This is a genomic window from Burkholderia contaminans, from assembly GCF_029633825.1.
GTDB classification, from domain to species: Bacteria; Pseudomonadota; Gammaproteobacteria; order Burkholderiales; family Burkholderiaceae; genus Burkholderia; species Burkholderia contaminans.
Genome location: NZ_CP090640.1, coordinates 1927774 through 1940168, shown reverse-complemented (window position 1 = coordinate 1940168; position 12395 = coordinate 1927774). Strand labels below are relative to the sequence as shown.

At 67.9% G+C, this 12395-nt stretch carries 11 protein-coding genes; 7 read left to right on the top strand and 4 right to left on the bottom strand.

Annotated elements, in window-relative coordinates:
• Nucleotides 1-36: 36 nt before the first annotated feature.
• Nucleotides 37-927: a DMT family transporter gene (locus tag LXE91_RS09025; protein ID WP_039361219.1), complete on the bottom strand. Its 891-nt coding sequence runs from the start codon at nt 925-927 to the stop codon at nt 37-39.
• Between the two features lie 135 nt (nt 928-1062).
• Between LXE91_RS09025 and LXE91_RS09020 the strand changes: the two genes are divergently transcribed.
• On the top strand, nt 1063-1998 hold the full coding sequence (locus LXE91_RS09020; protein WP_039361220.1) for a helix-turn-helix domain-containing protein: 936 nt from the start codon (nt 1063-1065) through the stop codon (nt 1996-1998).
• Nucleotides 1999-2025: 27 nt separating this feature from the next.
• On the opposite strand, the gene LXE91_RS09015 is transcribed toward LXE91_RS09020, so the two are convergent.
• Entirely contained in the window at nt 2026-3237 is a 1212-nt protein-coding gene (locus LXE91_RS09015) for a pyridoxal-phosphate-dependent aminotransferase family protein (RefSeq protein WP_039361540.1), read from the bottom strand.
• Nucleotides 3238-3417: 180 nt separating this feature from the next.
• On the opposite strand from LXE91_RS09015, the gene LXE91_RS09010 reads away from it, so the two are divergent.
• The 6 genes from LXE91_RS09010 to LXE91_RS08985 all read left to right on the top strand — a co-directional run bounded on the left by LXE91_RS09010 (nt 3418) and on the right by LXE91_RS08985 (nt 9594).
• Nucleotides 3418-3690 carry a hypothetical protein gene (locus LXE91_RS09010; RefSeq protein ID WP_135370764.1) on the top strand — a complete coding sequence of 91 codons (273 nt, stop codon included), beginning with the start codon at nt 3418-3420 and terminating at the stop codon, nt 3688-3690.
• 289 nt (nt 3691-3979) lie between these two features.
• Nucleotides 3980-4963: a LysR family transcriptional regulator gene (locus LXE91_RS09005; RefSeq protein WP_039361223.1), complete on the top strand. Its 984-nt coding sequence runs from the start codon at nt 3980-3982 to the stop codon at nt 4961-4963.
• Nucleotides 4964-4993: 30 nt separating this feature from the next.
• Entirely contained in the window at nt 4994-5992 is a 999-nt protein-coding gene (locus LXE91_RS09000; protein WP_039361225.1) for a 2-hydroxyacid dehydrogenase, read from the top strand.
• A gap of 180 nt (nt 5993-6172) precedes the next feature.
• On the top strand, nt 6173-6937 hold the full coding sequence (bluB, locus tag LXE91_RS08995) for a 5,6-dimethylbenzimidazole synthase (RefSeq protein ID WP_039361227.1): 765 nt from the start codon (nt 6173-6175) through the stop codon (nt 6935-6937).
• A 233-nt stretch (nt 6938-7170) separates the two neighbouring features.
• Complete coding sequence (locus LXE91_RS08990; RefSeq protein WP_039361228.1) at nt 7171-8340, top strand: MFS transporter; 1170 nt, start codon at nt 7171-7173, stop codon at nt 8338-8340.
• A gap of 93 nt (nt 8341-8433) precedes the next feature.
• Nucleotides 8434-9594, top strand: a complete 1161-nt coding sequence (locus LXE91_RS08985; protein ID WP_039361230.1) for an MFS transporter — start codon at nt 8434-8436, stop codon at nt 9592-9594.
• A 151-nt stretch (nt 9595-9745) separates the two neighbouring features.
• Here the strand turns inward: LXE91_RS08985 and fahA are convergent, their stop codons facing one another.
• Together fahA and hmgA are read right to left on the bottom strand one after the other, a co-directional pair.
• Complete coding sequence (fahA, locus tag LXE91_RS08980; RefSeq protein WP_039361232.1) at nt 9746-11050, bottom strand: fumarylacetoacetase; 1305 nt, start codon at nt 11048-11050, stop codon at nt 9746-9748.
• On the bottom strand, nt 11047-12381 hold the full coding sequence (hmgA, locus tag LXE91_RS08975; RefSeq protein ID WP_039361235.1) for a homogentisate 1,2-dioxygenase: 1335 nt from the start codon (nt 12379-12381) through the stop codon (nt 11047-11049). The genes fahA and hmgA overlap by 4 nt, the downstream gene beginning before the upstream one ends.
• Between the last annotated feature and the right edge of the window lie 14 nt (nt 12382-12395).

The window sequence follows — 12395 nt, the reverse complement described above, 5'->3', positions numbered from 1 at the left end:
TTGCATCCGACTCGGCCGGTGTAGCGGACAAGCCGATCAGGCCGTCCGCAGAAACAACCGCCGCGTGAGGTCGAACGCGACGAGATTGCCGGCCACGACGAGCAGCAGCCCCACCACCGCCAGCGGCGACCACTGGTAGCCCTCGAACACCGTCGACACGGCCAGCGCGACGATCGGGAACAGCACCGTGCAGTACGCGGCACGCTCGGGCCCGATCCGGCCGACGAGGGTCAGATAGGCGGTAAAGCCGATCACCGAGCCGGGCACGGCCAGGTAGACGAGCGCGCCGAGATAGCGCGGGCTCGTGTCGAGCGTGAACGGCATCCCGGCCGCCACGCTGCCGACGGTCAGGATCGCCGCGCCGATCAGCATCGCCCAGCCGTTGGTCGCGAGCGGGTGCAGCCCCATCGACTGCATCCGGCTCGACAGCAGGTTGCCGATCGAGAAACACATCGTGCCCGCAAACGCGATCGCGAGCCCCATCCACGTCGCATGGTCGTCGAGGTGGCCGGCCATCTGCTGCCAGAACAGGCATGCGATACCGGCCAGCCCGAGCAGCGCACCGGCGATCGCCGACGGCCGCAGCGGACGGCCCATGAACAAGCGGCCGTTGATCGAGTTCAGCAGCGGTGCGGTCGAGAAGATCACCGCGACGAGGCCGCTCGGCACGACCTGTTCCGCATAGTAGAAGCACAGGAAGTTCAGGCAAAACAGCGCAAAGCCCTGCGCGAGGAGAAAGCGCCACGCTTCGCGCGGCGGGCGCACCGGCCGGCGCATCACGCGCAGCAGCGCGAACAGCACGGCGGCCGCGAGCCAGAAGCGCCACGCGATCGACACGGGCGGCGGCACGGAGGCGAGCTGCCACTTGATCGCGATCCAGGTGGTGCCCCAGATCAGCACGGTGACGAAATAAAGCGACAGGTTCATGGCGGCAACGATCCAGAAAGCGGGTGAGACGGATCCCGACTATGCCGCCGCCCGGCGCGCGCCGATTGTCCGGAATTGCGGTCTTTTTCGGGCGGCCGCACGCGGCGCCGCGCGCCCGCTTATACTCGGGCCATCATGAGCCTCTCCCTTTCCGCGCCCCCCGTCGACCACCCCACCGCCCTGGCTGGCGGCGATCTGCCGTTCGGCCTGCAGTCGGTCTGCCGCACGCTCGCCGACGCGAACGCGACGCTCGAACGCTTCGCGTGGCTCGGCGACCATCTGGCGATCGCCGAATGGACGCGGATCACCGACGAAAGCGAGACGGTCTACGAGCAGCCGGGCCACCACACGCTGTCGTGCTACCTCGACGGCGGCTACCGGACGGAGCGCCAGCGCGTGCCGCGCTACGGCGCGCCGAGCCTGCTGTGCGCGCTGCCGGGCGACCATGAATCGCGCTGGTGGGTGCGCGGCGAGATGCACTTCATCCACCTGTATTTCCTGCCCGAGCACTTCACGCAGCGCGCGATCCGCGAACTCGACCGTGAGCCGCGCGAGCTGAAGCTCGCGGACCGCACTTACTTCGAGGATGCGCGCGTCGCCGCGCTGCTGCGCTCGCTCGCGCTGGACGGCTGGGACGATGCCGACGAACGGCTGCGCGTGAACGAGACCGCGCACGAGGTGCTGAGCCTGCTGCTGCGCGGGCAGAGCACGACCCGCACCGACACGTCGTTCCGCGGCGGGCTCGCGCCGGCCGTGCGCCGCCGCGTGCGCGACTACATCGACACGTACCTGACGCAACCGCTGACGCTCGGCGAACTCGCCGACGTCGCCGCGCTGTCCGAGTACCACTTCTCGCGGATGTTCCGGCTGTCGTTCGGCCGCGCGCCGCATGCGTGGGTGGCCGAGCAGCGCCTCGCGCGGGCGCGCGAGCTGCTGCGCACGACGGCGCTGCCGCTCGCGCAGATCGCGGCCGAGTGCGGCTATGCGAATGCCGGCCACTTCAGCCATCGCTTTCGCGACGCACATGGCACGACGCCGAATACGTACCGGCGCGCGATGCAGGGCCGCTGAGCGCGACCCCTCTCCCCGTTTCGCGGCTTACGCGCCGCGCCGCGACAGTTCCTGTTCGAGTGCCGCGACGCCGGCCGGCAGGTCGACCGGCACCTTCAGATCGACCATCGTGCGGCCAAATGCATGCAGCGTGCGGAACAGGTTGTGTTCGCGGCACTGCTCGCCCATCTGCCCGATCCGTACGATCGGCAAGCCGAACGAGCCCGAGATCTCGACCTGGTACTGCTTCGAGATATGGCCGCAGACCATCCCCGGCGTGAGCCCTTCCGGCGTCTCGATCCCGACCACTGAATTGAGCCGGCAGTCCTTCGGCGCATAGAGCTTGAGACCCATCGACTCGACGCCCGCCTGCAGCGCGAGCGAGCAGCGCAGGTGGCGCGCGAAGCGGCTTTCGAGCGTCTCCGCACAGACGAGCCGCAGCGCTTCGTGCAGCGCGAGCACGCCCGACACGGGCGCCGTGTAGTGATAACCGGCGTTGTGCCAGAAGTTCTCGGCGAGCGCCATGTCGAGGCACCAGTGCGCGTTCGGCTCGGGGCGAGTCTTCATCCGCTCCCACGCGGCATCGGAGAACGCGATCAGCGACACGCCCGGAATCGACGACAGCCCCTTCTGGCCGCCCGTGATCACCGCGTCGATACCCCACGCGTCCATCTCGAGCGGCATCGTCGACAGCGTGCACACCGCGTCGACGACCACCAGCGCGCCGGCCGCCTTCGCGAGCGCCGCGATGTCGCGCAGGTCGCGGTTCCATACGGTATTCGACGTCTCGCCCTGCACGATCGTGACGATCTCGGGCCGCTCGCGCGCGATTGCGTCCGCGATCTCGTCGAGGCTGGCGACTGCGCGGTCGGCCACTTCGAGCGTCGCGACGTCGGCGCCGACGCGCGTGGCCATCTCGGCCATCCGCGCGCTGAAGAAGCCGTTGCGGATCGACAGCACGCGCGTGCCGCGCCACGCGAGGTTCGAGATCGCCATCTCCATCGCGGCCGAACCGGGCCCCGCGACACCGAGCACCCACTTCGTGCGGGTCTGGAACACGTAGCGCGCCATCTCCTTCACCTGCTCGATGATCTTCGCCATCGTCGCGCCGAGGTGGTTGATCACGACCGTGTTCGCCTTCGCGACGGCGGCCGGGATCGGGACCGGGCCGGCCCCCATCATCAGCAGCGGTTCTTCGGGCAGGATCGCGTCGAGCGGCACGACGACGGGACAGGGAATCGGCGAGTAATCAATGGACATGGCTGGCAAAAGGTGAGGAAAGGAAGTGCACGGACGCCCGCCGCACTGCATGGCGAACTGATCGATCATTCCGCGTTCCGCCGCCTCGCGCAAGAGGCACGCGCGGCCGGACAGCGCGACGGCGGCCCGGTCGCCGGACCGGGCCAGCGGCCGTGCGCCGGCCGTCCGGATTGAAAATGGATGGCCGGCCAGGTGGTGAAACGGTTCCACTCGCGCGTCAATCGCACGATTTACTTCGTCAATAACACCGCGCCTCGTCGACATCGCCGCTTCAGCGCGACTTCCGCATCGATTGAAATAGACCGGATCCATGATGAAAATCATCTCGCAGAATCCGATACGCAAAACCCTGGCATGCCCGAAAAACATCCATTATTTCGGCATGAATTGGGGCACGCTTCCTGGCAATACCTGAAGAAATCCGCACAAATTGATCACAACTTGTTGAATTAAATACGAAATACTCGCATGAGACATGCTTATCGAATACCGTGCCGCCTTTGAACGGCAGGCATGCGAGACAGCGCCACGTTTAACCCGTTACTCCCGATTTCGATTTTCCGCAACCCGCCCCTTTTCTCAGGTTGACGGATATCGCTCTGTATTGAACAATCATCTGCGGAATCGAAAAAAACGATTTTTCGATACGACGGAAAACTGAGGGCCGCGCGAGGCGCTTTCGAGGTTGCGCGGCGTAAAACCACAACCATAATCAATCAACCGGGCCAGAAATACGCAAGCCATGAACCAGATTCAGACCATGCGTGTATTCGTCTGCGTCGCCGAGCAGCAGAGCTTCCGGCGCGCGGCGCACCATCTCGGCGTGTCCAATGCACTCGTCACGCGTTCGATCGCGATGCTCGAGGGCCACCTGAACACCCGGCTGATCCACCGCACCACGCGGAACCTGTCGCTCACCGAGGCCGGCGTGCGCTACCTCGACGGGTGCCGGGCGCTGCTCGAGGAATTCGACCATCTCGAATCGTCCGTCGCGCATGCCGTGCGCGAACCGGCCGGCACGCTGCGTGTCGTCGCGTCGGGCCTGCTGTCGCCGCTTGCGCTGACACCGCTCGTCAGCACCTTCCGGCACCGCTATCCCGAGTTGCGCGTGCAGCTGACCGTCGCCGAGGGGCCGCTCGACGTGCTCGATTCCGGGTACGACGTCGGCATCGTCACGGGCAACCGGCTCGACGGCAACCCGACGCTGATCGGCCACGCACTTTCGCCCAACCCGTTCGTCGCGGTCGCGGCGCCGGCCTATCTCGAGCGACGCGGCGAACCGCGCCTGCCCGACGACCTGCCGGGCCACGACTGGGTCACGCTCGCGCCGCACCAGCATGCGCCCACGTGGCAACTGGTCGGCCACGACGGCGTCGCGCATTCCGTCACGGTGCGTCCGGCCTGCACGGTCAACCAGCTCGCGCTCGTCCACGCGGCCGCCGTGGCCGGCGCGGGCATCGCGGTGCTGCCCGAGCCGTGCGTCGCCAGCGCGCTCGCCAGCGGCGCGCTCGTGCGGCTGATGGCCGGCTATCGGATCGACGATCCCGACACGCAGCTGTCGCTCGTCTACCCGAATCGCCAGTACGTGCCGGCGCGCACGCGCAGCTTCGTCGAGCACGCGCTCGATCACTTCAGCGCGCAGCCGGCCCGCGAACACACCGATTACGGCTTCCTGCGGCCGTCGCGCGGCCCCGACCGCTCCGACATCGTCACGGGGCTGCAGTAAACTGCGCGCGTCAGCCTTCGGAGGTGCAACGTGCGCGTGATCCTGTTCAGCAGCCGGCAGTACGACGACGATTCGTTTGCTGCCGCCAACCGGCAGTTCGGCTATCGGCTGCACTTCCAGCCGTCGCACCTCGACGCGGAAACCGCGATCCTCGCGCACGGCTATGACGTCGTCTGCCCGTTCGTCAACGACACCGTCGACGCGGCCGTCCTCGAACGGCTGGCGGACGGCGGCACGCGCCTGATCGCGCTGCGCTCGGCGGGCTTCAACCACGTCGACCTGGCCGCCGCCGAGCGGCTCGGCATCACGGTGGTGCGCGTGCCCGCCTATTCACCGCACGCGGTTGCCGAGCACGCGGTCGCGCTGATCCTCGCCCTCAACCGGCGCCTGCCGCGCGCCGTCGCGCGCACCCGCGAAGGCGACTTCTCGCTGAACGGCCTGCTCGGCTTCGACCTGCACGGCAAGACCGTCGGCGTGATCGGCACCGGCATCATCGGCAGCGTATTCGCGAAGATCATGATGGGCTTCGGGATGCATGTGCTCGCGCACTCGGTGCCGCCGTACAACGACGAGCTGATCGCGTTCGGCGCGCGCTATGTCGAGCTCGACGCGTTGCTGCACCACGCCGACATCGTCAGCCTGCACTGCCCGCTGCTGCCGTCGACGCACCATCTGATCAACGAACGGACGCTCGCGCGGATGAAGCACGGCGCGATGCTGATCAACACCGGGCGCGGCGGCCTCGTCGATGCGCAGGCGCTGGTCGACGCGCTCAAGAGCGGCCAGCTCGGCCATCTCGGGCTCGACGTGTACGAAGAGGAAAGCGGGCTCTTCTTCGAGGATCACTCCGACCTGCCGCTGCAGGACGACGTGCTCGCCCGCCTGCTGACGTTCCCGAACGTGATCGTCACGTCGCACCAGGCATTCTTCACGCGCGAAGCGCTCGCCGAGATCGCGCACACCACGCTGTTGAACATCGAGGCGTGGCATGCGGGCACGCCGCAGAACGTCGTGACGGCGAATCGCTGAGAAATCGACTAAACCGGGCCATTTCGTGGTTGCAAGCGATATCGCAATCGTTTGCTTTTGATCGCCGCTGAAAACACGACCTTTTGCGTCAACAATTTCGCGCTTTGTTTCAAATGATGTAACGCGGCGCGTGCGCCGTCTGCTATCGTTGCGCCGACGTTATCCCGCCGCCTCCCGTCCATGCGTTTCGACGATTCCGACATCGCCGCCGTCTACCGCGCCATTTTCGAACGGCGCGACATGCGCCACTTCACGCCGGCGCCCGTCGATCCCTCCGTGCTCGCGCGCCTGCTGCGCGCGGCGCATCACGCCCCGAGCGTCGGCTTCATGCAGCCGTGGCGCTTCATCCGCGTCACCGATCCGGCGCTGCGCACCGCGATCCACGCGCTGGTCGACGCCGAGCGCCGTGCGACCGCCGACGCGCTCGGCGAGCGCCAGGACGAATTCATGCGGCTGAAAGTCGAAGGCGTGCGCGAATGCGGCGAGCTGCTGGTCGTCGCGCTCGCCGACGGCCGCGAGCGCCACGTGTTCGGCCGTCGCACGCTGCCGGAGATGGATCTCGCGTCCGCCGCGTGCGCGATCCAGAACATGTGGCTCGCGGCCCGCGCCGAAGGGCTCGGGATGGGTTGGGTGTCGCTGTTCGACGTCGAAGCGCTGCGCACGCTGCTGCGGATGCCCGACGGCGCGAAGCCGATCGCCGTGCTGTGCGTCGGGCACGTCGACGCGTTCTACGCAAAGCCGATGCTCGAGCAGGAGCGCTGGGCCGCGCGGATGCCGATCGAAGCGTGCCTGTTCGAAAACGGCTGGAGCGATCCGGCCGCGATCGATGCCGCCGGCTCACCATCATCGCCCGCCGACGTGGCGGACGCGGCAACGGAAACCGGGACCGACTCGGCAAGCGCTTCGACCGCGAGCGTCGGCGGGTCCCGCGAACGCATCGCCTGAGAGCCCGCGCCATCATCGTTCCGCCCCCGCAATTTCACCGCCGCCAGGGCCGCCGAATCCCACACTGTGAGCGCCACGCGGGCAATCCCGTCGCACGCCGGCAACAACCGTTTTGGCCCCAAGCATAGGGGTTTTCACTGAAGTAGAATCGCGGCTGTCGTTCGCCTTCCCGCCCGCCCCGCACCGCGCATCCTGCGCCAGCCCGAGCGGCGGCTTTTCCCGAGCCCACCGCGATGCCCTTACCTCTTTTCGCCCTCGCCGTCGCCGCATTTGGAATCGGTACCACCGAATTCGTGATCATGGGGTTGCTGCCCGATGTCGCGCGCGATCTCGGCGTGTCGATCCCGGCCGCCGGCATGCTCGTGTCGGGCTATGCGCTCGGCGTGACGATCGGTGCGCCGATCCTTGCGATCGTCACCGCGAAGATGCCGCGCAAGCGCGCGCTGATGGGCCTGATCGGGCTGTTCATCGCGGGCAACCTGTTCTGCGCGATCGCGCCGGGCTATGCGGTGCTGATGGCCGCGCGCGTCGTCACGGCGTTCTGCCACGGCGCGTTCTTCGGGATCGGCTCGGTGGTCGCGAGCAACCTCGTTGCGCCGAACCGTCGCGCGCAGGCGATCGCGCTGATGTTCACCGGCCTGACGCTCGCGAACGTGCTCGGCGTGCCGCTCGGCACCGCGCTCGGCCAGGCATACGGCTGGCGCGCGACGTTCTGGGCCGTCACCGGCATCGGCATCGCCGCGGCCGCCGCGCTCGCCGTCTGCCTGCCGAAGAATCTCGCGATGCCCGACACCAGCATCACGCGCGAATTCAGCGTGCTGAAACATCCGCAGGTGCTGATGGTGCTCGGCATCAGCGTGCTCGCGTCGGCGAGCCTGTTCAGCGTGTTCACGTACATCACGCCGATCCTCGAGGACGTGACGGGCTTCTCGCCGCGCCAGGTCACCTACGTGCTGCTGCTGTTCGGCCTCGGGCTGACGGTCGGCGGCACGCTCGGCGGCAAGCTCGCCGACTGGCGCCGGATGCCGTCGCTGATCGCGACGCTCGCGCTGATCGGCGTGGTCCTCGCGCTGTTCGCGGGCACGATGCACCTGCCGTTCGCCGCGCTCGCGACGATCTTCGTGTGGGGCATCCTCGCGTTCGCGATCGTGCCGCCGCTGCAGATCCTGATCGTCGACCGCGCCAGCGACGCGCCGAACCTCGCGTCGACGCTGAACCAGGGCGCGTTCAACCTCGGCAACGCGACCGGCGCGTGGCTCGGCGGGATGGCGATCGGCTCAGGCGTGTCGCTCGTGAACCTGCCATGGGTCGGTGTGGCGATGGCTGTTGCAGCGCTCGCGCTCACGCTGTGGTCGGCGTCGCTCGAACGACGACCGGTAACCGTGCCGACCGAGTACGTCTGAAGCCACCCTGTCGAAATCGTTGCGTGCACAACTCCACGCGGACCTGATGGCCTTCATGGACCTTTCAAGGTCCGCGGTGTAGCATCCCCGCCGATGAAAGCCATTCTTAATCGCGATTTCCTCGCACTCATCCTGAGCGTCGCGGTCGTCGGTCTCGGCACCGGCGCCACGCTGCCGCTCACCGCACTCGCGCTGACCGAAGCCGGACACGGCACCAACGTCGTCGGCATGCTGACGGCCGCGCAGGCACTCGGCGGCCTCGCGATCGTCCCGTTCGTCACCGCGCTCGCGCGACACATCGGCTCGCGCCGCGCGATCGTCGTATCGGTCGTGCTGCTCGCGGCCGCCACCGCACTGATGCAGTTCACGTCGAACCTGATCCTGTGGGGCGCGCTGCGCGTGCTGTGCGGCGCGGCGCTAATGCTGCTGTTCACGATCGGCGAGGCGTGGGTCAACCAGCTCGCCGACGATTCGACGCGCGGCCGCGTCGTCGCGATCTACGCGACCAACTTCACGCTGTTCCAGATGGCGGGCCCCGTGCTCGTGAGCCAGATCGCCGAGGCAACGAGCATCCGCTTCGCGTTGTGCGGCGCACTGTTCCTGCTCGCGCTGCCGACGCTCGCGACGATCCGGCGCGCACCGCTCGCCGGCGACGACGCGCATCACGAAGCGCACGGCCGCTGGCTCGACATCCTGCCGCGCATGCCCGCGCTGATCATCGGCACCGGCTTCTTCGCGCTGTTCGACACGCTCGCGCTGTCGCTGCTACCGCTCTATGCGATGGACCACGGCGTCGCGAGCGCGACCGCCGTGCTGCTCGCGTCGATCATGCTGTTCGGCGATACCGCGATGCAGTTCCCGATCGGCTGGCTCGCGGACAAGCTCGGCCGCGAACGCGTGCACCTCAGCGCAGGCTGGATCGTGCTCGCCGGCCTGCCGCTGCTGCCGTTCGTGATCGCCACTCCGTGGCTGTGCTGGCCGCTGCTGTTCGTGCTCGGCGCGGCGGCCGGCAGCATCTACACACTGTCGCTCGTCGCGTGCGGTGAACGCTTCCGCGGTGCGGCGCTCGTCACCGCAAGCTCGCTCGTGTCGGCGTCGTGGAGCGCCGCGAGCTTCGGCGGCCCGCTGGTCGCCGGCGCGTTGATGGAACAACTGGGCAGCAACGCGCTGGTCGGCGTGCTGGTCGTCTGCGTCGCGGCGTTCGTCACTGCCGCGCTGTGGGAGCGCCGGGTCGCGCCGCAGCGCGCAGTCTGACACCAGGGTGCGGGCACGCCCCAGCGCGCCGCCCGAACGACGACGGCACGAACACGCGCCGCCCGTCCACGAATACGCCGGTCACACTGCGAAAACGACGACGGCCCGCGCAAAGCGGGCCGTCGTGCTCACGTGTGCGCCACGTTGCGCGTTACGCCTTCAACGCCGGCAGGATCTTGCCGACACACGCGCCGAAGCCGACCCGATAGCCGTCGCCCTCGCACCATCCGGCGAGCGTGAGCTCGTCGCCGTCCTCGATGAACGCGCGGCTGCCGCCACCGTTCAGCGTGACCGGCTCCTTGCCGTTCCACGTCAGTTCGAGCAGGCTGCCGAACGAATCCTCCGTCGGCCCGCTGATCGTGCCCGAACCCATCAGGTCGCCAACCCGCGTGTTGCAGCCCGCGACCGTGTGATGCGCAAGCTGCTGCGCCATCGTCCAGTACATATGCTTGAAGTTCGTGCGGCTGATCGACGTGGCTTCGGCCGCCCCTTCCTCACGTAGCGTCACTTCCAGCGCGATGTCGAACGCATGCTTGCCCGCGTGCTGCAGATACGCGAGCGGCTGCGGCGATTGCTCCGGCTGCGCGACGCGGAACGGTTCGAGCGCGTCGAGCGTGACGATCCACGGCGAGATCGTCGTCGCGAAGCCCTTCGAATTGAACGGGCCGAGCGGCACGTATTCCCACTGCTGGATGTCGCGCGCGCTCCAGTCGTTCAGCAGCACCATTCCGAAGATGTGCGCTTCGGCGTCCTCGCATGCGATCGGCTCGCCGAGCGCGTTGCCGCGGCCGACGATGAAACCCATCTCCAGTTCGATGTCGAGCTTGCGGCACGCGCCGAACACCGGACGCTCCTGGTCGGGCAGCTTCAATTGTCCGTTCGGGCGCCGCACCGGCGTGCCGCTCACGACCACCGACGACGCGCGGCCGTTGTAGCCGATCGGCATCTCCGACCAGTTCGGCAAGAGCGCATTCTTCGGATCACGGAACATCGAGCCGACGTTGGTCGCATGCTCCTTCGACGAATAGAAATCGGTGTAGCCGGGAATATCGACCGGCAGATGCAACGTCGCGTCGCGCTGTGCGACGAGCACTTGCGCACGCAGCGCCGCATCGTCGCGCAGCCGCGCGTTATCGCGCGAGAACAGGTCCGACAGCTGCACGCGCACGCTGCGCCATGCGTCGCGGCCCAGCGCGATGAACGCGTTGAGCGTCGGCGCGGCGAATACGTCGGCGCCGGCCGGCAGCGTCACGAGGCCCGCGCGCGCGAGCGCCGCGAGGTCGATGATCTGGTCGCCGAGCGCCACGCCCGCACGGCGCGACGCTTGCTTCGCATCGCTGAAGATCCCGAACGGCAGGTTCTGGATCGGGAAATCGCAGGCGGGATCGTTCGCCGTCTCGACCCAGCTCTTGCGGGCCGGGTCGAGCGTCGCGCGCCAGTCTTGGGTGTCGCTCATTTTTGCTCCGGATTGAAGTGTTTCTTGATGCCTTGCCAGCATTCGAAGTAGTCGGCCTGCAGCTGCGCGGTGTCGAGCGCGTAGCACGTCGGCCGGATCAGCGTGCGGGTTTCGAACATGAACGCCATCGTCGCGTCGACCTTGTGCGGCTTCGTCGTGTCGCTCGCCGACGCCTTCTCGAACGTGTCCGCGTCGGGCCCGTGGCCCGACATGCAGTTGTGCAGGCTCGCGCCGCCCGGCACGAAGCCTTCGGCCTTCGCGTCGTATGCGCCGTGCACGAGCCCCATGAATTCGCTCGCGACGTTGCGGTGGAACCAGGGCGGGCGGAACGTATCCTCGGCCGCGAGCCAGCGCGGCGGGAAGATCACGAAGTCGATCGTGTCGACGCCCGGCGTGTCGCTCTGCGACTGCAGCACCAGGAAGATCGACGGATCGGGATGGTCGTAGCTGATCGAGCCGATCGTGTTGAACAGGCGCAGGTCGTACTTGTAGGGCGCGTAGTTGCCGTGCCACGCGACGACGTCGAGCGGCGAATGGCCGATGTCCGCGCGCCACAGCCGGCCGTTCAGCTTCGCGATCAGCTCGAACGCGCCTTCGCGGTCTTCGTACGCGGCTTGCGGCGTCAGGAAGTCGCGCGGATTCGCGAGGCCGTTCGAACCGATCGGGCCGAGATCCGGCAGGCGCAGCTGGGCGCCGAAGTTTTCGCAGATGTAGCCGCGCGCGTCGCCGTCCGGCAGCGTGACGGTAAAGCGCACGCCGCGCGGGATCACCGCGATCTCGAACGGCTCGACGTCGACCCGGCCGAATTCGGTCGCGATGAACAGCCGCCCCTGCTGCGGCACGATCAGCAGTTCGCCGTCCGCGCTGTAGAAGAAGCGGTCCTGCATCGACCGGTTCGCCGCGTACAGGTGGATCGCGCAGCCGTTCATCGCGGCGGCCGAACCGTTACCGGCCATCGTCACGAGCCCGTCGACGAAATCGGTCGGCTCGACCGGCATCGGCAGCGGATCCCAGCGCAGCTGGTTCGGCGGTGTCGGCGGCACGTCGGCCGAGTCGCCGAACTCCGACACGAGCCGCTGCGCGCCCGCGTACGGCTCGAACGGCCGGTGCACGGCCGCCGGGCGGATACGGTACAGCCACGAGCGGCGGTTGTGGCCGCGCGGCGCGGTGAACGCCGTGCCCGACAGCTGCTCCGCGTACAGCCCGTACGGCGCGCGCTGCGGCGAGTTGCGGCCGTGCGGCAACGCACCGGGCAATGCCTCGGTCGCGAATTCGTTCGCGAAACCGCTCTGGTAGCCGGCGGGCGCCGGTGTCGACAAGTCAAGCGTCATCGTTTCCTTTCTCC